The 21724-nt window shown below is 37.4% G+C and carries 23 protein-coding genes; 16 read left to right on the top strand and 7 right to left on the bottom strand.

The features are described from left to right. Positions 1-3 precede the first annotated feature (3 nt). On the bottom strand, positions 4-237 hold the full coding sequence (locus tag AC2YHV_RS21715) for a CotD family spore coat protein (protein ID WP_223255940.1): 234 nt from the start codon (positions 235-237) through the stop codon (positions 4-6). A 213-nt stretch (positions 238-450) separates the two neighbouring features. After that, complete coding sequence (locus tag AC2YHV_RS21710) at positions 451-1365, bottom strand: aminoglycoside phosphotransferase family protein (RefSeq protein ID WP_487374124.1); 915 nt, start codon at positions 1363-1365, stop codon at positions 451-453. Between the two features lie 517 nt (positions 1366-1882). Here AC2YHV_RS21710 and AC2YHV_RS21705 point away from each other — a divergent pair. Then, positions 1883-2572 (top strand): N-acetylmuramoyl-L-alanine amidase, encoded by a 690-nt coding sequence (locus tag AC2YHV_RS21705; RefSeq protein WP_063576655.1) that lies wholly within the window; start codon positions 1883-1885, stop codon positions 2570-2572. Between the two features lie 356 nt (positions 2573-2928). On the opposite strand, the gene AC2YHV_RS21700 is transcribed toward AC2YHV_RS21705, so the two are convergent. After that, positions 2929-3567: a LexA family protein gene (locus tag AC2YHV_RS21700; RefSeq protein WP_052137445.1), complete on the bottom strand. Its 639-nt coding sequence runs from the start codon at positions 3565-3567 to the stop codon at positions 2929-2931. A gap of 134 nt (positions 3568-3701) precedes the next feature. Between AC2YHV_RS21700 and AC2YHV_RS21695 the strand changes: the two genes are divergently transcribed. Next, the gene (locus AC2YHV_RS21695; RefSeq protein WP_034312951.1) at positions 3702-3926 is read left to right on the top strand and encodes a helix-turn-helix transcriptional regulator; all 225 of its coding nucleotides are present in this window, start codon (positions 3702-3704) and stop codon (positions 3924-3926) included. Between the two features lie 733 nt (positions 3927-4659). Next, entirely contained in the window at positions 4660-6192 is a 1533-nt protein-coding gene (locus AC2YHV_RS21690) for an esterase/lipase family protein (protein ID WP_240520740.1), read from the top strand. Positions 6193-6669: 477 nt separating this feature from the next. Here the strand turns inward: AC2YHV_RS21690 and lexA are convergent, their stop codons facing one another. Beyond that, the gene (gene lexA, locus AC2YHV_RS21685) at positions 6670-7293 is read right to left on the bottom strand and encodes a transcriptional repressor LexA (protein ID WP_034312948.1); all 624 of its coding nucleotides are present in this window, start codon (positions 7291-7293) and stop codon (positions 6670-6672) included. Positions 7294-7447: 154 nt separating this feature from the next. Here lexA and yneA point away from each other — a divergent pair, with 154 nt between their 5' ends. The 10 genes from yneA to AC2YHV_RS21635 all read left to right on the top strand — a co-directional run bounded on the left by yneA (position 7448) and on the right by AC2YHV_RS21635 (position 15283). After that, positions 7448-7759 (top strand): cell division suppressor protein YneA, encoded by a 312-nt coding sequence (yneA, locus tag AC2YHV_RS21680; RefSeq protein WP_082854661.1) that lies wholly within the window; start codon positions 7448-7450, stop codon positions 7757-7759. Between the two features lie 19 nt (positions 7760-7778). Further along, positions 7779-8435 carry a YneB family resolvase-like protein gene (locus tag AC2YHV_RS21675; RefSeq protein ID WP_034312943.1) on the top strand — a complete coding sequence of 219 codons (657 nt, stop codon included), beginning with the start codon at positions 7779-7781 and terminating at the stop codon, positions 8433-8435. A gap of 65 nt (positions 8436-8500) precedes the next feature. Beyond that, a complete protein-coding gene (locus tag AC2YHV_RS21670; RefSeq protein WP_034312941.1) occupies positions 8501-8734 on the top strand; it encodes a DUF896 domain-containing protein in 234 nt (77 codons plus the stop codon). Positions 8735-8963: 229 nt separating this feature from the next. Then, positions 8964-10967: a transketolase gene (gene tkt / locus AC2YHV_RS21665; RefSeq protein WP_057276125.1), complete on the top strand. Its 2004-nt coding sequence runs from the start codon at positions 8964-8966 to the stop codon at positions 10965-10967. A gap of 295 nt (positions 10968-11262) precedes the next feature. Next, positions 11263-11703 (top strand): sporulation inhibitor of replication protein SirA, encoded by a 441-nt coding sequence (sirA, locus tag AC2YHV_RS21660; protein ID WP_034312935.1) that lies wholly within the window; start codon positions 11263-11265, stop codon positions 11701-11703. An 84-nt stretch (positions 11704-11787) separates the two neighbouring features. Then, on the top strand, positions 11788-12003 hold the full coding sequence (locus tag AC2YHV_RS21655; RefSeq protein WP_034312934.1) for a YneF family protein: 216 nt from the start codon (positions 11788-11790) through the stop codon (positions 12001-12003). 817 nt (positions 12004-12820) lie between these two features. After that, on the top strand, positions 12821-13240 hold the full coding sequence (locus tag AC2YHV_RS21650; protein WP_034312932.1) for an RrF2 family transcriptional regulator: 420 nt from the start codon (positions 12821-12823) through the stop codon (positions 13238-13240). A 100-nt stretch (positions 13241-13340) separates the two neighbouring features. Further along, complete coding sequence (locus tag AC2YHV_RS21645) at positions 13341-13724, top strand: IDEAL domain-containing protein (RefSeq protein WP_487374123.1); 384 nt, start codon at positions 13341-13343, stop codon at positions 13722-13724. A gap of 49 nt (positions 13725-13773) precedes the next feature. Next, positions 13774-14088 carry a thioredoxin gene (gene trxA, locus AC2YHV_RS21640; RefSeq protein WP_034312928.1) on the top strand — a complete coding sequence of 105 codons (315 nt, stop codon included), beginning with the start codon at positions 13774-13776 and terminating at the stop codon, positions 14086-14088. A gap of 73 nt (positions 14089-14161) precedes the next feature. Then, positions 14162-15283: an NADH-dependent flavin oxidoreductase gene (locus AC2YHV_RS21635; protein ID WP_487374122.1), complete on the top strand. Its 1122-nt coding sequence runs from the start codon at positions 14162-14164 to the stop codon at positions 15281-15283. A gap of 539 nt (positions 15284-15822) precedes the next feature. On the opposite strand, the gene AC2YHV_RS21630 is transcribed toward AC2YHV_RS21635, so the two are convergent. From AC2YHV_RS21630 to AC2YHV_RS21620, 3 genes are all read right to left on the bottom strand, one after another. Next, the gene (locus AC2YHV_RS21630; protein ID WP_487374121.1) at positions 15823-16641 is read right to left on the bottom strand and encodes a hypothetical protein; all 819 of its coding nucleotides are present in this window, start codon (positions 16639-16641) and stop codon (positions 15823-15825) included. Between the two features lie 492 nt (positions 16642-17133). Next, the gene (locus AC2YHV_RS21625; RefSeq protein ID WP_095679715.1) at positions 17134-17532 is read right to left on the bottom strand and encodes a DoxX family protein; all 399 of its coding nucleotides are present in this window, start codon (positions 17530-17532) and stop codon (positions 17134-17136) included. 939 nt (positions 17533-18471) lie between these two features. Beyond that, entirely contained in the window at positions 18472-18645 is a 174-nt protein-coding gene (locus AC2YHV_RS21620; protein WP_098864503.1) for an aspartyl-phosphate phosphatase Spo0E family protein, read from the bottom strand. A 246-nt stretch (positions 18646-18891) separates the two neighbouring features. On the opposite strand from AC2YHV_RS21620, the gene AC2YHV_RS21615 reads away from it, so the two are divergent. The 3 genes from AC2YHV_RS21615 to AC2YHV_RS21605 all read left to right on the top strand — a co-directional run bounded on the left by AC2YHV_RS21615 (position 18892) and on the right by AC2YHV_RS21605 (position 21723). Next, positions 18892-19599 carry a cytochrome c biogenesis protein CcdA gene (locus AC2YHV_RS21615; RefSeq protein ID WP_034312916.1) on the top strand — a complete coding sequence of 236 codons (708 nt, stop codon included), beginning with the start codon at positions 18892-18894 and terminating at the stop codon, positions 19597-19599. A gap of 424 nt (positions 19600-20023) precedes the next feature. Further along, positions 20024-20500, top strand: coding sequence for a CcdC family protein (locus AC2YHV_RS21610; RefSeq protein ID WP_034312912.1), 477 nt, complete (start codon positions 20024-20026; stop codon positions 20498-20500). A gap of 167 nt (positions 20501-20667) precedes the next feature. Further along, the gene (locus AC2YHV_RS21605) at positions 20668-21723 is read left to right on the top strand and encodes a YeeE/YedE thiosulfate transporter family protein (protein WP_487374120.1); all 1056 of its coding nucleotides are present in this window, start codon (positions 20668-20670) and stop codon (positions 21721-21723) included. Position 21724 lies beyond the last annotated feature (1 nt).

Raw genomic sequence — 21724 nt, 5'->3', positions numbered from 1 at the left:
TAATTAATATCTTAACATTCTCCTCGAATAACTGGGGGGTTGAGGTACTCCACAAACAAAACTTTGTGAATAACACTCCTTTACGATACTTCGGGTATGAGGTATATAGGTGTTGAAGTGTTTATTCACGGTTGTTGTATGTGTCGGGTGAAAAACCGGAATAACAGTGTTAATGACATTGGTTTTAACATATTGCTTGGTCGGGGAGGTTTGAGATGGATTATATTGAGTGGGCATTCTATGAGGTGGGCAATATTGTGGTGGACATTGACCGCCTTTCGGATGCCCCCAGGGCTTATTATACATGTAAACACCTCCTGGGTTTTTTTTGAAAGTCATTATTAGTTTATGAAAATAAATGATAAAGGGACTGGTATAAATGCCTTTATCAAAAATTACGGGCATATAAGATCCTTCAATCATTTTCAAAAAAAATGAATAAACATTAATTTACCGCATTCGGTTAATCGCTTCACAAACAAATGACTTGTGTCTTTTCCGCCAGATATTTTCCTTGCTTTTTTCCAAGCCCCATTCGGGAAATGTAGATAACCGCAATGCGGCAAATAATTGCCAGAAGGGTAGGTTTGTAAAATTCACCTCTGGCATCATGGATTTATATCGATTGGTGAAGTCATTCATCGCTTGCATTCCAAAATGATATAAAATTTCGAGTTGACTATTGGCAAGATCAGTCAAAGGGTCCCCTAAACCAGAGTCTTCCCAATCAATTATGGAAACTAGTGTATCCTCTTTCCATAATATATTTCCTGGCCAATAATCACCATGAAGAATCACTTCCTTATTCATGGAGGGTAGCGGCATGGAGGATTTCAGCAAATCTCTAATCAAGCTCAAATTTAATGTTTCGTCCAGGATTACCCTATCTTTATTATTTAACATCTCGACATATGTATTTTCCAGTTTAGGCATGAATGATAAAGATAGATCTGCACAATTAACACGATGGATTTTTGCTAGATTGATTGCCAATTGCAAGATATGATCATTAAGATTTGAGGGGGTGAATTCTGACTTACCCTCAATAAACTCGATAAGTATGCATGGCTTGGAAAATATCTCGCAGGATTGCTCAAAGTAATAGGGCATTGGTACAGGCAAACAGGCAGCTTTCAATATCCCTAAGAGCTGGTGTTCAAATGAAGCAATATTTGGATTCCGTTTCAAGTCATTATCACCATGCTGACGAACGATCATTTTTACGATCCGCCCTGACGATTGAAATATTTCCAGTCCTGTCACATTTGCAGAAATTCCGCCCATTAATTCCCATGCGCGAATTAGCTTGTTTCCTTGATCCAACTTTTTAACTAATTGTTCAAACTTATCATATTCATTTATCATACAATCTCTCCTTTTAGAATCCCTACAATGTTTAGGAATGAAAGTTCACATGATCATTTTCTATAGCTTTCGTAAAAAATTCAAAGATTCCATTTAGCAATTTTTATAAATGAAACCAATAGCTTGTTACACACGTTAATAGTGAGGTGTGCTGACATTGAAATTAGAAAAATATAAAGTGGAAACTACGAAAGGGACGCTACAATATAATATTAGTGGAAACAGCAAACCAAAAACCGATAAATTTGTGTTAATGTTGACTTTTTTAATATCCCTCAATCTTCTTGTTCCTTAGATTATAGATGGCTTATTCTCCAAAAATTCCAAATGCGAAAGTAAAAAAATAGAGAAAGTCTTTTTCAAAGAATTCCCCACCATTGGGGGAATGACATCATATAATGCCACTTCACCTTTAGGGGGTGTTTTTTTTTTGAGAACGGCAGAATTTCTTTAATCCGATAGTTATGTGTACAAGCATTTGTTAATACGTAACATAAGATTAATAGAGGTGATAGAAATGGTGAAAGTATTTATTGATCCCGGCCATGGCGGTACGGATTCAGGATCGGTCGGAAATGGATTGAGAGAAAAGGATTTAACTTTAAACATTGCAACCCGAATTAAAGACATCTTATTGATAGAATATAATAACGTTTCTGTGAAAATGAGCAGGACCCAAGATACCTTCCCCACCTTAAACGATCGTACGAATGCAGCGAACGCGTGGGGAGCTGACTTTTTTCTCTCCATCCACATTAATGCAGGCGGCGGAACCGGGTACGAGGATTACATTTATACGTCTACTAACCAGATAACGAAAGAGTATCAAGATCATATTCATTCAGAGGTCATGAAGCTTATTAACATCCAGGACAGAGGACAAAAAACAGGAGATTTACATGTACTCCGTGAAACGGAAATGCCTGCACTCCTGACTGAAAATGGATTTATCGATAATGTAAATGACGCAGCAAAGTTGAAAACGTCATCCTTTATCGAATCACTGGCTCGCGGACATGTAAACGGTTTAGTTAAATGCTTCAATCTAACTAAGAAAAGTACAGCTGTATACCACACTGTCGTTAGTGGGGATACAGTATATTCCTTAAGCAATTCTTATGGCAGTACGGTTCAGCAAATTAAAGATTGGAACGGTCTTGACAGTCAGTACACCATTACGGTTAACCAGAAACTGCGGGTGAAATGAATAATTAATAATTATTTATACCTTCCAGAAGCACTCCACACAGTAAGCTCTTCTCAAAAAGAGAGGGGCCTTTTTGATTCAGGAATATGCATGTAATGAAAAACTCTACATTCTGCCGTCCTGATTCGGTCCTTCCGTATGTAAGGTATGCCTTTTTTTTATGGGCTGACACAAATATAAATGGATTTTATGTAAAGACAAATAAAAAGACAATACTAAAAAGCACAAACCATGATGGCTTGTACCTAAAATGCAGCAGCAATTAAGTTGATAAACTGAAAGAATTGAATCTATGTATGGCTGCTCATTATTCATTTATTTTACTTTCTTCCCGTAATAAACCCTCGAGTTGGATATTAATCGTATATTTTAATGGCTTGAACCACTTTTCCTAAAATACGGACTCTATCATTTTTTATGTTATAGGTTTTTTCTTCATAAAAAGGATCCGTGCTGCAGGGAGTGAGTATGATGTTTTCTTCATTGATTCTCACTTTTTTGACCGTAGCATCGTGTCCATTTACCAAGACCACTCCAATTTTCCCGTTATCAAGGTAGGTTGTTTTTTCAACGAGAATCAATGATCCGTCTCTGAATTCTTTATTCATGCTATTGCCATTCACTCTAAGGAAAAAATATTCCTTATCCGATTTAAGCATCGAATTTAATGTCGGCATATACGCTTCTATATATTCGTTGGTGAAATTAGGCTCTCCAGCGGGGATATTTCCGTAGACACCAATTAATCTTACATTTTTTTCATTTAGGAATTCCATTCCAGGATTATTTCTAACGATAGGCGCTCCTTCAATGAGGTGGGATAGCGGTATTTCAAAACAAGTGGACATCATGCTCAATTTATCCATTAAAGGTTTATTCCGTCCGGATTCCCAAGCTGATACTGCCGTAGGAGCTACTTTTAATACTTTTGCCAAATCTTCTTGTGTCATTTTTCTTTCTTTTCTTAACATTTTAATCCGTTCACCAATGTGCATATTTCTTCACCTCTTACTTGAATATACACTATGAGTGAAAGTGAGTAAACGAAAAGTGCGTGAATTTTGCGAAAAAATGTTGGTAACTATACTTCAAGTGTGATATTATTTTTTTAGATAGGGGGTGACAAGATATGACAAGCGTTAAGTTCACACTTAAACAAGCCAGGAAGTATAAAGGATTAACTCAAGATGAAATGGCTAAAGTGCTGAAGATGGCCAAGAGGACTTACATTGACTATGAGCAATATAAGATTCCTTTGCGAATCGATAAGGCTTATTTATTTGCTGAATGTGTAGGATTCTCGATTGACGATATCATTTTTTTTGACCCTGACCTACACTTTAAATGTAGTTAAAGCTTCGATTGAACCAGCATTTCCTCAACAGAGTGGCCATTTGAATCCATACAATCCTGACTTCCATAGGACAAGATTCAAGTAACGATGGAAAGGGGGGAACAAAGAGGAAAGGGAAAATAATACTTTTGAAGTTGCATAGGAGCTGCTGACATTAGAACATTTGTAAAATACGTGTATGGAGTAAAAGGTGTACAAATCCAATCTTCTTGTGCAAATATACGATTGGAACTGAGATTCCAATAATGACAGCCAATTGCTGTTAAAGAAAATTATTTACTTCATGTATAGGGCGGACTTCTGAACACCATGAATAGGAGCAAATGGACAATGGCAAATTCGAAGGAAAAGTTAATCTGGATGAACAAGCCCTTATCCTATGCAGGATAAGGGCTTGTTCTCTATTTTCGTGAATTGGCAGCAGTCCGTTTTCCCCAATGCACGTCTTCATAAAATGAAAAAGACCACATACAAAAAAGTATGGAAGGCAAATCTTCATACTTTTTCTCTATTATCAATGAAACTTCTTCTAGTTTTTTTCTCCCATCTTTATGAAGATAGCAGGTAATGGTATTCAAAAGTACAATTATATACTAATGAAGGCTTTGGAAGCTGGGCATTGGTAATTGGATGAGTTCAAAAAAATTCCAGATGATATTGGAGGAGATAACCCTTGAAAAGGAATGTAATCAATTATGTCGTTTTTCTAGTCCTCATTCTAACCATATTATTTATGGCAAAGCCAGACATTTCCTCAGCAGGAAAATTGAAACCGCCCTCCGAAACTTTCAGTCCAGGGGATTGGTTTCTTGGAAGTATCCCTCCCAATCTTGATACAAACAAACCACCGATCGTGTTTGTTCAAGGGAAAAACGGCAGTTCAACCAGCTGGTATGGCGAAACGGAATATCATGGTGTCAATGATATGTATACCAAAGCGTATGAAGCTGGCTACCAAACGGTTTTTGTTCAGCTTCATGATTCAGCTGGAAATGGGTCAGTGAGCCAATATGCCAATGGAAGGCTTTTAGCTCAAATGCTTTCAGAAATCAGTAACCATTTCGGGGGCAAAAAAGTAAATATTATAGCTCACAGCAAAGGGGGCCCAGACACCCAAGCGGCTCTAGTCCACTATGGAGCACATCAATATGTTGGAAGGGTGATCACTTTAGCCTCCCCACATCATGGTTCTCACTTAGCTGATTTGGCTTATAGCTGGTATGCGGGCTGGCTTGGTTCCTTATTAGGTCAAAAAGATGAGGGAACTTATTCTTTACAAGTTGGTAAAATGGCTGAATTTCGTTCTGTCACGGATAACCATATCAACTCTCGTAAAAACTTGTATTTCACTGTGGCAGGTATGAACAGAGGCCCGGTACTATCAGCCTTATCAATGGGGGGACAATATTTATCATCATATGGGGAAAATGATGGACTGGTGAATGTATGGAGTACAAAAATACCCTATGCAACACATTTATTTACAGATCCCAACTTTGATCACGACAATATTCGAGTTGGCTCAGCTGTATTTTCAAGAATTGAACCCTATTTAAAAAGCACATCCACAGCTGGGATTCCTGCATATCATGTCAATTATAAAGAACGAGTTGAAGATGATGTCATTACAACAGCACTCGCTCAAACCGTTCTGGGTGATGTCCTGAAACAAAATGTCTGGGTCGAACAAAGCTTCCATGTAAATGAAGCTGCCCCAGGTAATATAAGCATATATACAGCCTCAAATGATGTCGAGGTTGAATTGATTTCTCCATCTAATAAAAAGTATTCACCTTCCTTAAACGTTCATTCAGCCAAAAATGAAACTTCCTTTTTTAATGGTGCAACCATCCAATCATTCTACAGAAATAACCTTGAAATTGGTGACTGGAAAGTACGAATGAAGACTAAATCGCCAAAAGACGCCTTCCTGTTCACAGCACAATTTAACGAAAAGAATCCCATTACATTAAGTATGGCCGGTAAAGTTAAGCAAAAAGATGCAAAATTTTTAATAAAGAATCCAATGAATGATAAAAAAAGACCAATCAGTACAACATTTTTGGTTCATCTGATAGATGAAACCGGTAATGAAATTAGTGAAAAAAACTCAATTAAGGCAATGGATACTGAAAATTTTACTGGCACCCTTCCGGAAGTACCTAAGTCAGGTGTTTATAATGTAACAATAGATGTTAAGGAAAAAAATGTGGATGGTACTGAAAGAACCCGGACGCTGATTCGTTCGGTCTATATTGAGAAATAACGAAATGCCTTCTCTTAGTTGAGGAGGCATTATTTTGATGGTACGGGTAACTAGGGAGATGGTAATTCAGCCAATGGAAACAGCCAGGTCGTAATTACTTATTGAAGTATTAATTCAACGGGTCTCTGATGGATATGGTTGGAAGTTTGTTATCAGGGGAAAATAAATATATGTATTTTTTTCCCTGCACCTGCAAATGGTTGTCAACAAGTGCATATTCAACAGTGGAATGACTTGGTCGATCTAAACCTTATTAAAATGGGGATTTTAAATCCTCTCTTTTTTATTTCAATGAGCTTTTTCCAAAGTATCATATTACGAGAAAGGCGATAGTAACTTTCATCCCTTATAAAGGATGTTTAAATTCGCATGAAACTAGATTCTATAAAAAAATATTTCAATATCTACTCTTCCATATGCATATAGAGAGAATTCTGGACATAAATTAAACAAACAAAAAAAGCGCGGGAAGCGCTTTTAGTGTATTTGCCTATATAAGCCTATTACTTTTCCAAGTATCGAAACATCTCGTAAAATAATTGGTTCCATATTTGAGTTCTCAGGCTGAAGCCTTATGTAATCCGGTTCCTTAAAGAATCGTTTTACAGTGGCTTCATCATCTTCCGTCATCGCCACGACGATATCTCCATTATTGGCACTGCTTTGTTGTTTCACGATGACATAATCTCCATCATGAATTCCTGCTTCTATCATACTTTCACCCATGATTTCCAGCATGAATACATGGTCATCATGTGGAACCATGCTTTCGGGAAGCGGAAAGTATTCTTCAATGTTCTCAATGGCCGTTATCGGCATGCCCGCTGTTACTTTTCCAAGTAACGGCACGTTCACGACATTGACTTTGGGAATATTGTTCGCTTCCTCCAAATTCATTATTTCAATGGCCCTTGGCTTGGTTGGGTCACGTCTAATAAGGCCTTTACTTTCCAGGCGGGATAAATGTCCGTGTACTGTTGAACTTGATGCAAGTCCCACTGCTTCGCCAATCTCCCGTACGGAAGGCGGATACCCTTTTTGGCGGACCTCTTCTTTAATGAAATCAAGAATATCTTGCTGCCGTTTTGATAGTTTTGTCATTTGTGCACCTCTTCCCCAATGTTCTTTGCTACATTATAGCATGGCCCCCATCTCTATACAAACATAAGTTCGAATTTGTTGTTGACTGAAACAAACGTTCGTATTATAATTTGATCATAACATACGAACGAACATTCGCTTTGGAGGGATTATTATGAAAAAATTATACAAAAATTATATTTATACGATTCTATTAGCGGGATCAGTATTCATCTTTTCAATTTTATTCTCTTGTACATTGAACAATGATCAAAAAAAGGATTTCCTTTCTATAGAAGTAGGCGAGGGTGACACCCTATGGGGAATTGCCGAAGAATATGAAGAATCAAATTTGACAAAAAAAGAATTCATTGGTTGGATAGAAGAGAATAATGGAGTCAGTGCGGATTCGATAAAGCCTGGACAAGTCATTGTCATACCGGTTAAAGGGGAAGAACTTGTCCAGAATTTGGCCAGTGAGCAGTAAGTAGTAAAGGTAGGGTATTATGAAGGCGGTAATCTATTGTAGGGTCAGCACCGAAAAAGAGTCACAGGAAACATCATTGGCAAGGCAGGAAGATGAATTAGTCAAATTGGCTGAAAAGATGGATGTGGAAGTTGTCTCCATTATAAAAGAACAGGCAAGTGGTTATGAGTTGAATCGGGATGGCATTTTTGACATGCTCGAACTATTTAAAACCAAAGAAGCTGAAGTGCTTTTAATCCAGGATGAAACAAGACTGGGAAGAGGGAATGCCAAAATAGCCCTTTTCCATGTCATCCTTAAAGAAGATGTGAAAATTTATACTCTCTCACACGATGGAGAGCTGGAGTTATCGGATTCGGATGCCATGGTCATTCAGATAGTGGGCATTGTAGAAGAATATCAAAGGAAACTACATAATCTTAAAATAAAGCGCGGAATGATGAGAGCCGTTGAAAAAGGGTACCGTCCTCAAAAAAATCTTCAGAATCAAAGGAATTCCACTGGAAGGGATCGTATGGAGATTCCTATTGAAGAAATTATTAAACTGCGTGCCAATGGGTTAACATTCTCGGAAATCGCAGCCACATTAAGGGGCTTTGGATACAATGTATCTAAGGCTACTGTGAACAGGCGTTTTCTCGAACATCAAATGAATACAAAGGAAAGTAAATCATAGAACTTGTAATTTCGCTTTTTTTTTAATACCATGACAATATCCGCAGATTATGAAGGAGCGAAATTATGTTATCAAAAGAAAAAATAGCCCGTATAAATGAACTTTCTAAAAAGGCAAAGGGGGAAGGCTTGACGGAAGTTGAAGCGAAAGAGCAAACCCAATTGAGAAGTGAGTATTTGGAAACATTCAGAAAATCCATGTCCGACACGTTGGAGCATGTGAAAGTCGTGGATCCAGAGGGTAATGACGTCACTCCTCAAAAGATAAAAAATATAAAAGAAAAACGAAATTTACATTAATGCTTGGATTCTTCTGATGGAATATTCCATTTGAGGATTCTTTGGCATTTTGGAGTAAAAAGAGAGTGCATTCATGTATGTATTCTCCTATTTAGTTTAATCTAAATAGGTGACTTCTTATTCCTAGAAAATTGTAATATTGGGGCATTAAATAGTGATTTTAGTTGTGATATTATGCTTGTCACTATAATATAAAGAGGTACATTACAGGAAGGGATGTTTTTACAATATGTTAGATAAATTAGATGCACTTTCTATCAATACGATTCGTACATTATCAATTGATGCAATTGAAAAGGCTAATTCCGGCCATCCAGGTATGCCAATGGGTGCAGCGCCAATGGCGTATAAACTATGGACCGAATATATGAACCATAACCCGAAAAATCCAGATTGGTTTAATAGAGATCGCTTTGTTCTTTCAGCTGGACATGGTTCCATGCTGTTATACAGCCTTCTTCATTTATCAGGCTATGGCTTATCTATCGATGATTTGAAAAGCTTCCGTCAATGGGGCAGTAAAACTCCAGGACATCCTGAATTCGGACATACGGCTGGTGTGGATGCAACTACCGGGCCGCTTGGACAAGGTATCGCAATGGCAGTCGGAATGGCAATGGCAGAACGTCACTTGGCAGAAAGCTATAACCGCGATTCTTATAATGTGGTCGATCATTATACATATAGCATTTGTGGGGATGGAGATTTAATGGAAGGTGTTTCTGCAGAAGCCGCTTCATTAGCTGGACATCTACAACTGGGAAGACTTGTTGTTTTATATGATTCTAATGATATTTCCCTTGACGGCGACTTAAGTCAATCATTTAGTGAAAGCGTAGCAGACCGGTTCAAATCTTATGGATGGCAATATATCCGCGTTGAGGATGGCAATGATCTTCAGGAAATTGCTAAAGCGATTGAAGAAGCGAAAACCGACGAAGCACGCCCAACATTAATCGAAGTGAAAACGGTTATCGGTTACGGTTCACCAAATCGTTCAGGTAAATCTGCCGTTCACGGCGCTCCGCTTGGTGCAGATGAGCTTAAATTGACAAAAGAAGCATACAAATGGACATTCGAAAAGGACTTCCATGTACCTGAAGAAGTGTATTCACACTTCAATGAAGCTGTTGTTGATGCAGGAGCTCAAAAAGAAGAAGCTTGGAATGAATTATTTAAAAATTACAAAGAAGCACATCCTGAGTTAGCACAGCAATTAGAGCTTGCAATTAAAGGTGAACTGCCTGCTGAATGGGATCAGGAAATTCCAGTCTATGAAGAAGGTAAGACATTAGCTTCCCGTGCTTCAAGTGGGGAAGTACTGAATGCGATCGCCAAAAAGGTCCCTAGCTTCATTGGGGGTTCTGCGGATTTAGCCGGGTCTAATAATACTGCCATCAAAGGTGAGACAGATCTATTACCTGGTAATTACAGTGGCCGTAATATATGGTTCGGTGTACGTGAATTCGCTATGGGTGCGGCTTTAAATGGAATGGCACTTCATGGTGGCTTAAAAGTATATGGAGGAACATTCTTCGTATTCTCTGATTATCTACGTCCTGCCATAAGAATGGCAGCGCTGATGGGACTGCCTGTTAATTATGTGTTCACCCATGACAGCATTGCTGTAGGGGAAGACGGACCGACTCATGAGCCAATCGAACAATTAGCATCATTGCGTGCAATGCCTAACCTAGGGGTAATCCGTCCAGCTGATGGCAATGAAACGGCAGCAGCCTGGAAAGTGGCTATGGAGTCTACAAATAAACCAACTGCTCTTGTACTGACTCGTCAAGGATTGCCAACAATAAAAGGCACTTCCGAAACTGCGTATGAAGGTGTTTCAAAAGGTGCTTACATCATCTCTGCTTCTAAGAAAGAAGTAGCCGATGCATTACTTCTTGCGACTGGTTCCGAAGTGAACTTGGCTGTGAAAGCACAGGAAGCTTTAGCGAACGAAGGAATTGATGTTGCGGTAATCAGCATGCCATCATGGGACCGATTTGAAACTCAATCAAAAGAATATAAACAAAGCGTAATCAATCCGGCAGTGAAAAAACGTTTAGCTATCGAAGTGGCTTCACCGTTTGGCTGGGATCGTTATGCAGGTGATGAGGGTGAAATATTGGCCATCAATCATTTTGGAGCTTCTGCACCAGGCGGTAAAATCATGGAGGAATTCGGTTTCACTGTAGAAAATGTAGTTGCTCTTGTTAAAGAAATGCTTAAATAACAATAATGCGGAACTGACACCAACTAGATTGGTGTCAGTTTTTTTATCAAAAGAGTCCTATTATATATTGAATGTGCTTCTATACTAAAGGAAATCTTCCATTCGACAAAAAAAGAAGAAAATTTCTCCAGCAAACAACATATCTTTTTTGTTTGTCAATATATAATGAGAATAAATAAATTTCGTTTAAATGTGTCAGTTAAAGGGGAAAGTCATCAATAGTGGAAAATATTGGACAGGGTGCTGGTGGTTAGATGTTTCGTACCAAAATAGGAAAGCTAGGAGGCATTGGCTGATGAGAACCTATCAAATTTATTTAATCGAAGATGAATTTGCCCATCATTATTATGGAAGAGAAAAGCTATTTTTCAATTTGTTTTTGGAATATATTCAAGCAAGGGGCAGACTAAAGAGTATTTTGCAAAAACAAATCGAATATGTCACCAAAAAAGTCCCGATTATCCAGTTGCAGTTAGCTATTGAACAACGTTTGCAAAAAAAGATGAATTATTGGACTCAAAATGGAAAATACTATTTAGAAAAAACAAACGGATCAAGTAAAGCCGTTTTAATCATTCAGAATGATTCCATTACTCTTGAAGCTGAAGGAGACTATGAAGCGGAAACGGCTTTCTTTGAAAGTATTCGAAAATATGAAGCGAGTTTTCTGGCCATTGATTTTGAACATGAAAAATACGGTTGGTTAAAACCGATAAAAGAAAGAAAATTTGTCTAAATGGGGGACTTTTCGGTAGCGGGTATTGTATAATAACCTTTGGTCTAGTACACTGATGTTAGACAACATGAAGGAGGAAATAGTATGTGGGTTTACATTCTAGTTGGCGTACTGGCATTGATTGCTGGAGTAGTGCTGGGATTTTTCATCGCTCGTAAATACATGATGGATTACTTAAAGAAAAATCCGCCAATTAACGAACAAATGTTGAAAATGATGATGATGCAAATGGGTATGAAACCATCCCAAAAGAAAATTAATCAAATGATGAGCGCCATGAATAAACAACAAACAAAATAAGATAGCATGAAACCTTGATATATCAATGTTCTTGGAAGATTGGATGCAAAATTTTATATAATATCGAAATGGATTTAGTCTGAATCCTTCTACCGATTTTATATAAAATTTTGGTTTATCTTTCATTTTTGTTTCTTAAGCCACTTTTTCTGATTGAATGATTCAGAAAAGGTGGTTTTTGTTTTGGAATGGTAAGGTAAGTCCTCCATCTATGTGAGGCTTTTTTATTTGGAAAGTAAATTCGCCAAAAAATTATACTTGTCCACACTTTCTATCAAAAGATGCATATATAGTATTAAGGAGGGTGGTTAGAATGATAAATGATTTTGTAAAAAAATGTAAGGTGTGTTTTCCTATGTGTGAGCTTAAATTTGAACACAAAAGTAAATTTAAAGACAATAAATGGGAATCAAAATTCAAATTGAAATCTAAATGTAAAAAATAATAAATCTTTTCTATTAATCTTTTTATTTAAGCGCTAAACCATTAATGAGTTGGTGATTATAAAAATTGATTAAAGTAATCATCCGAGTAATCGGGTGTTTTTTATTTGAATGTTTGTAAATAGAAAAACCATTCATGAAGAAAGAATGGATTCGTTGTCAATTTAGTGTATCTATAATTAAGGGATAAATATTATCACCAAGTCTTACTTTAAGGCTCAATAACTTGGGCAATATTAAAAGCGTAAAGTGGGGATTTCACTGCAATACTAAATTGATCAAATATAATGGAGGAAGCTGTTGAGGTTTTTGAGTTGACTTTATCAACTGTAAATATTAATATTACAGTAATCTCCTTGAGGAGGATACGTAAAGTGAATAGTGATTTTACAATAGCTGTGCATAGTTTGGTCTATTTAGCTTATCTACCAGATCATATGGCAAGCAGTGAGTCCATCGCAGAAAACGTTTGTACAAACTCGGCTAGGATTCGGAAAATGATGAGCAGCTTAAGAAAAAAGGGATTTGTTAAGACTAAAGAAGGTGTGGGCGGAGGCTATATACTAGACTGTAACCCTGAAGAGGTAAGTTTGGCGGATATTTATATAGCGGTCTCACATGGAACCCTGAAACCAAAGTGGTGTACAGGCGATCCGGAGAAAAAATGTGTCATATCTTCAAATACCCAGGTAGTCATGGATCAAATATTTGATGAAGCTGAATTATATTTTGAAAAATATTTAGAAGATATAACTCTCAGCACATTTTTGGAAAAAATTAAACAATGTCCGTGATATTGATTTAGTTTTTTCTTTGCACAAAATGTATATTTTATTAATACAGTTAATAACTATAGTTTTAATATTAAATGAACATAAAAGGGGTGCTAAGGAAATGGTTGAAAACAATCTGTTCAAAAATGGGGATTGGGTACAGGGAAAATCAAGAGATGGGGAACTTATCCATGGTTTCGTTGAAAACGTAAGCGAAAATCGAGAAATCGTTAAAGTGAATGTAGTTGAAAGTGACAATGAAAAAGCGGTTGGGAAATCGATTTGGATTCCGAGTAAATGGACTGAAAAACTGCCGGATCTAGAAGTCAGTAACGAAGCTCATCTTTTGGCCTTAATTGATTTGGCTTTACTTTCTAAAGATGAAACATGGTTTATGGAGTTATCCGGTAAATTGGAATCCATCAAAATCCACCCGAAAATAACTGCCTGGAAATCAGAGGTTCAAATCCCGGGAAATAGAATCGCAAAACTCGATTTTAAATAGTGTGAGTAAAGATCATTAATATTTCGGATAATACAAGGAGGAAATGATCATGACAATAGAACATGTTACAGATGATAATTTTGCTAGTGAAATCAAGGAAGGCTTAGTATTGGTTGACTTTTGGGCCCCATGGTGCGGTCCGTGTAAAATGATTGCCCCAGTTCTTAATGAAATAGATGAGGAAATGGGTAATCAGGTTAAGATCGTTAAACTTAATGTGGATGAAAATTCAGATACGACGAGCGAATATGGAGTGATGGGAATTCCAGCTCTTATTCTATTCAAAGATGGAGAAAAGGTAGATCAAGCTATTGGCTTCCAGCCAAAAGAAGCCATTTCGGCATTAATCGCAAAGTATGCATGATTATACGCGGATGATATTTAATTAAGGACTTATACCAACCAACAGGGTGGGTAACTAAATGGAGGATTACTAAATGAATTCTAAATATACACCATTATTTGAATCGTTCAATTTAGGAAAGAAATTAGAAGTGAAAAATCGATTGGTGATGGCACCTATGACAAATTTCTCTTCTAATCCTGACGGGACTGTAACCGACGCCGAAGTCAACTATTATGAACGTCGGTCAAGCGGGGTCGGCATGGTTATAACGGCATGTACTTACGTGACGGCTAATGGCAAAGGTTTTCACGGTGAATTTGGCGGAGATCAGGATGAATTGATACCTAGTCTAAGTCGTTTGGCATCAGCGATTAAAGCGAAAGGGGCAAAGGCAATTCTCCAGATCTTTCATGGCGGCCGAGAGGTTCCACCCGAATTGGTAAATGGTGATGTTGTCAGTGCAAGCAACATCCCATCGGAAGGTGAAGGGAAAGCAGTTCCACGTCCACTATCTGAAAAGGAAATAGAATCGATCATTCTCGACTTTGGTGAAACCACCAGACGTGCCATTGAAGCGGGATTTGACGGTGTCGAGATTCACGGTGCAAATGGTTACTTGCTACAGCAATTCTTTTCGCCGCATTCGAACCGTCGTGAAGACAAGTGGGGCGGTTCTCTTGAAAAGCGCCTGAGTTTTCCATTAGCGGTTGTGGATGAAGTGAAAAAGGCGGTTGCCAACCATGCCAAGAATCCGTTCATCGTAGGTTACCGTTTTTCACCGGAAGAACCGGAAACACCAGGAATCATAATGGATGATACACTTGCATTAATTGATGGGCTTGTAACAAAGGATCTGGATTATCTTCATGTTTCATTAATGGATTTCTGGTCGAAAGCAAGACGGGGAACCGACGTTGACCGACCTCGGATAGAGATCATTAAAGAACGTATCGGAGATCAAGTTCCATTAATTGGTGTTGGTTCCATCTATACAGCAGATGATGCGATCAAAGCACTGCAATCGGGGGTTCCGTTAATTGCATTAGGGCGTGAAATCATAATTGATCCTGAATGGGTACAAAAAGTGGAACAAGGCAGAGAAGCTGAAATCGTGACCAAAATAAACAAAGAAAATCAGCAGCAACTTGATATTCCAGACCCATTATGGCAAGCGATCATCCACTCTCCAGGATGGTTTCCGGGGATTGAATAAAAGTTCGTAAAAGTACTGTTTGGTTATATAACCCGGTTAAGAAACACATATAAAAGTGTTCTTATCCGGGTTTTTATGTATGGAAAAGTCATTTATATGAATGAGAATCTAAATAGTGATTTTAAATTGAGTCCGAATGAATAACTGAGCATTCTATTTCTAAGCTGATTCGGAAATAAAACAGGGGAAAGTTTAGAATTTTTATTGACTAGCAATTAAGCCTCACCGGCAGATACATTCGGAAATTTTGGGCTTTCTTTACGGAACGCGTGGAAAAGGTAGGAAGGACGCTAGTTAACACCAGAAGAGAGAGCAACCATTAATTAATGGTTGCTCTCTCTTCTGGTGTTACCTTCTTTTTAACAGAATAGCTAATATTAAAGATATTTGCAGAGAAATGATAAGTAAAAGAGACAACATATAATCACTATCTAAAGATGCATCATAGCTAAAGATAAAAAATAAAATTACTGATATGACTAGAATGAAAATGAAATTAATAATAATTTGCCTCATGGTGCCCCCAATCTAACAACAGATCAATAAGACAGCGTTAATGCATATGACCTTGTATCTGTAGTATTATTTGGTGTAATTGATAAACCGGCCGGATAAACTGACACAGAAGGCGTACCAGAAATTTTTTTATGCCCATACGTTATTTTTATGTTTATTTTACCATTTTTTGATGTAGGAACATATACATATTGTCCGATATACCCTTTATGCTTGGTTTTACTAGTAGAAGCCCTTATATCATATGAACCAGCCACACCAGCACTTGGTTCCCAATTACTTGGAGAATACTTGATTGCATAATCAATCCAACGTCCATTTCCTTGTTGATCTTGAGAATATCTGTGCTGGTGTTGTTTTACTTTCCCTCCACTTGTTGGTAAATATAGTCCTGAACCTGAAGGGAAACCAATTGACATTTTATCCACTAAAGTAAATGAAGGTGTTTTTAGCCATTGAAAGTTACCATATATATAAAATTTATCTTCTTTTGAACGATCACTTTTTACTTTATATACAGTTCCCCTCATTTTTAAAGTTGTTGCAGCAATTGATGCAAAAGTGCTGATTTGCCCTGGTTTAGTAACTTCTGGATCATATATGAACATAAATTCCGATCCAGAATCTATAACTTTAGCCTCCTCTTCAATTAATCGTCTTGAAACTTCAACAGGTAAATCCTCGGATTCTTCTTGAGTATTGCCGACTTCATTTACAAGATAATTCAACTCTTCTGGTGTCAGCCTTTCTTTGCTAACGCTTGTACCATTTTCCTCGGCAAATCCTGTTGCAGCAAGACTAAAAGAAAATAAAAATACTGTCACAAAAGATAAAAGCCTCATTTATTCCTCCCCCTTTTTCTTTTTATTACTAGATATTCCTATTTTCAAGTGTTAAAAATATAAATCAAAAAAACATGAGGTTATGATCATTCTCGTTATTACTGTACTCTATTATTTTTGAAAATGAGTTTTAGTTTTTAGACATGATATTTCAAATTAGGAACTATTGTTTTCAATCCAAGATTTTCTTTTGTAGGAACATAAAGAATAGGGTTCGATGGTACTCTATAATTTAATGGCATTATTCCAACTCCTTTGTGAAAATTACTGTACAAGAGTGATGCTTAGGGAGTTTGCATTTTAATATTGAAACCATCTAATTTAAATATGGGACAACCTATGTAAACTATAATCGAAGTAACTTTCACTCAGTTATAAGCTTTGATAACCACTAGAAAAATCTCTGAATAATGGGGAAAAAGTAAAAACACGGAGTGGTTATAGCCAACTCCGTGTTTTTCATAATATAGGGATTATAAAACCCAAGCTTCCTTAAAATAGAAAGGAATCAAGAGAGTATGGGCCAGCTCCGGTTAGCGCAACGCCAATCGCCACTGCAAGAATGGCAAGATTATATTCATAACCGTTTTGAGTTGCCCAGTAGCCATTTGCTCCATGGACTTTAACGATCGCAACGAGCATTGTAAGTGCAATTAATATACCTGCAAAGGGTGTAAGGAGACCTAAAGCAAATAACGCTCCGCCTATCAGTTCAGATAGACCGGCAAATAGGGCCATGGTAATTCCTGGCTTCATCCCAATTGAATCAAACCAGCCTCCTGTACCTTTCAAGCCGTGACCGCCAAACCACCCAAATAATTTTTGAGCTCCATGTCCAACAAACGATAACCCTATCACTAAGCGTATAACTAATAAACCAATACCAATCATTTATGATTCCTCCTAGAGTTTATTTTGAATTTAGATATCTTTAATTCGAGATTTATGTTTAAAAAAATACAGTGATATTATCTCGAGTTAATTTATCTTTAATTAAAGATAATATTTTTTGATCGATTTGTCAAACACAATTTTTATCATGTAAATTTAAAATGATTGCTTTAGAAAAAGGAACGAGGATATGTGAGGTTTCCAGGTTGAATTTGAAAATAAATATATTTAGGTAGAAAAAACCATTCCTTTTATTTGTAAGGGATATCTCTTAAACGAATACCTCCTGCTACACATGAATTTCACACTGTTACTCGTGAATTTAGCTGTTTCCCTCATTAATTTTGCGTTTATCGAAGATTTAGCTGTTTTTATTCGTAAATTTAGCTGTTGCCCTCGTAAATATTGCGTTTACTCGTGAATTTACACGATTTACTCGTAAATTCGCTCTATTTACTCGTGAGTTTAGCTGATTTACTCGTGAATTCCGCGCATTTACTCGTGATCATTATATATGGAAATCAATTGAGGCCGCCGACTTGGAAATACTAGTTAAGGAATTGATTAAGAACCGGCCGCCATTACTTAAGGTGTTTAGATAATCGACAAAATACTTCATATGTGGTGTGTAGGGATTAAATAACGTACACAACCGGGTGTCACATTGGGGTAGGAAGTGGTCCGGACGGTTCTTCCATCTTAGCTGGATCTCCTGCTGTTCTGTTGTGATAAACTATGCTTCGACATTCCGATGCAAAATGATTCTTATGCATTATTTTAAATGGAAAAACAGGCAATGCCCATGGCGGTTGCCTGTTATCTTATATTGCAAAGGTCATGCCTAAGTATCCTAATTGAGAAAGAAGGTAAAAAGGGGAGATTGACAGCAAAATAAATCATATAATAACTTATGTGGTTATCAATGGGAGATGTACTGGATTAAAAATTTGTACCGGTTTTATAAAAAAGTTCATTATATTTATTTAGTAACTGATCAAGTTGCTGGCTATATTCAACGGCAACATGAGAGTTTAAACCATCTTTAGCGACAATTTTGATAAGTTCATTTCTCTTCATTTCAATCTGTTCGAGAAATTCATTCTTTTTAGCCATTATATTTCCTTTCTGGCCCCAACATTTATTTCAAGGTACCCTTAATTTATGTGTTCGTTGTAAAATCTGTATGAATATAACAATTATATCGGCTTGGACTAATGAATTCAAATAAGTTAACTTAGCCTGCCGCCCATCCAGTTATAAGCTATTGGTTGTCATGAAATATTCACAGTTCCATAAATGTATTTTTTTATCTTATTTGTTACAATGTTTATAGGTTGACATACATAGGAGTGAGCTTATTTGAATGATATTAATATGTTTTTAGCTTTTGGGGCGGGATTCTTGAGTTTTATTTCGCCTTGCTGCTTACCGCTATATCCGGCCTTTTTATCTTATATCACTGGTATGAGTGTAGGTGAAATCAAATCCGAGAACGCCATGCTCCAAAGAAGGAGCATGCTGCATACTTTATTCTTCCTTCTTGGGTTTTCCCTGGTTTTTATTGCAATTGGTTTTAGCACTTCATACTTAGGTTCCTTTTTCTCGGATTACAAAGAATTAATTCGTCAGATTGGTGCTATCCTGATTATCATTTTTGGTTTATTCATTGTAGGAATCTTTCAGCCGAAATCTTTGATGAAAGACAGTCGTTTTGAATTCAAGAATCGACCTAGCGGATATATAGGTTCCATTCTTATCGGACTGGCCTTCGCCGCTGGATGGACTCCTTGTGCAGGTCCGCTGTTAGGTGCTGTCATTTCATTGGGGGCAACGAATCCAAGTGCTGCCATGAGCTATATGACTGCCTATATTTTAGGATTTGCCATCCCGTTCTTCATATTATCCTTCTTTGTCGGAAAGTTGAAATGGATCAAAAAGTACAGCCAATACATCATGAAGATTGGCGGATATTTAATGATTATAATGGGTGTGGTTTTATTTTTTGATTGGATGACCAAAATAATTGCAGTCCTGTCTAGACTATTCGGTGGCTTTACAGGTTTTTAGTCCATAATAAGTTAATTTTTCAATATTATTCTAATTGAGGCCAGCTATTAGGTCTTATGGTGCCCATTTCGTTTATTTTGGGTATAAGGTAAGTCACTAAGTGGTTGATGAAGGCGGGATTGGGCGGTAAGCATTGAATATTATATAGAAATTCAATCCTGATCTAAGAAATTAAGAAGGAACTTCAGGCAGCGATGTTCATAATGCAAAAATGGTTGACGAAGTCTATAGAAGCCGGGGCCAAGGTTTTATCGACAAGCCTTTTGTCGAGGCGGGAATTGGAAGCATCATCAATAGCGGGCTTAATTAATAAACACCTCCTTGTTTATCTTAAATAGGTACTATATACTTTGTTTATAAATTGAAGTCATATATAATTTTTAATGGTACTTACCTATTATTAGTTAAAAGGGATGGTTAAGAGATGATATATATATCAACAGGTATAGCGATTGTGATGGCTATAGGTGTTTTCATATTACGGATGAAGGAAACGAAAAAACCAGTGAATGAAAAGAAAATCATTTTACCGCCGCTGTTTATGAGTACCGGTGCCTTGATGTTTATTTTCCCGATGTTCAGGGTCACTCGATACGAATTGTTGGAGGCTCTTGTTGCAGGAATGCTATTTTCCATCTTATTGATCAAAACATCTAAATTTGAAGTTAGAGATGAAAAAATTTATATTCTGCGCTCTAAAGCGTTCATATTCATATTGATTGGTCTCATGGTGATTCGACTGGTGGCAAAGCTGATGCTGGGAAGCACGATTGAAATCGGTGTATTGAGCGGAATGTTTTTCTTACTTGCTTTTGCGATGATCGTTCCGTGGAGAATTGCCATGCTTTACCAATATAAGAAAGTTAAAGCAGCCAGTTTCGGCGGAGGCAGTATGGTTTGATAAACAAAGGAATAATCTACAAAACCTGAGTCGTTATTCATGATGACTCGGGTTTTTCATTTGCATGGGAACTTCATTAGAAAAAAATCAATCCAAAAACCTAGTAATTTCATCCGAATTATATTATATTAGTATTATTATTATATTACTTAAGGAGGAAACGGTACATGTTACAAATGATTGTGTTAGGGATTATTTGTGGTTTACTGCTGGGATTTGTGCTTCAAAGAGGCCGTTTCTGTGTTGTTGGTGCATATCGTGATTTGATTTTAGCTAAAGATGGACGGATGTTTTTGGCTACATTTGTTGTTATAGCGATACAAAGTATTGGTGTTTATGCATTGAATGATGCAGGGGTCATTCAATTTGGAAATGATGGTTTTCCATGGCTGGGAACCATTGTGGGTGGCTTTATTTTTGGTATTGGTATGGTTCTGGCAGGAGGTTGCGCGACTGGAACATGGTATCGTGCCGGAGAGGGCATGATCGGAAGTTGGGTTGCCCTTTTTGGATATATGCTAGGGGCAGCAATGACGAAATATGGTGTATGGAAAGTGGCAGGGGATAATCTGTTATTTTATCGTACAAATGATACGTATATTCATGAAACGTTAAATGTTTCGCCTTGGGTTCTTGTTATTATTTTGACACTCTTGGTTGGCATATTGGTGATTCGTGAATTGAGAAAACCGAAACTTCCAATCTTTAAAATGAAACCGAAAAAAACCGGATTGGCCCACATCTTATTCGAGAAACGCTGGCATCCTTTTGTGACAGCATTATTGGTCGGCCTTATTGCAATCATGGCTTGGCCGCTGAGTACAATGACAGGGAGGATGTTCGGACTTGGAATTACAGCGCCTTCCGCGAATATTTTAACTTTCCTTATCACCGGAGATGATGCGTTAATCGATTGGGGGACGTTTTTAGTAGTAGGCATTTTCCTAGGTTCTTTCATCGCTGCCAAAGGGAGCGGGGAATTCCGTTGGCGTTTGCCTGATATGAAAACGTTACGTAATAATGCAATTGGCGGTGTAACCATGGGATTCGGTGCAAGTGTTGCCGGGGGATGCACAATCGGAAATGGCCTGGTGAATTCGGCGTTATTTGCTTGGCAAGGTTGGATTGCGATTGTCTTTTTCCTGCTGGGTACATGGGTAGCAACATATTTCACGATCATCCGTAAGCAAAAGCAGGCAGCGGCCGCATCCGAAGCGGCTTAAG

The organism is Peribacillus sp. SRI_006 (assembly GCF_057586375.1).
The sequence above is the reverse complement of the archived record's forward strand: the minus strand, read 5'-3'. Positions and strand labels throughout refer to the sequence as shown.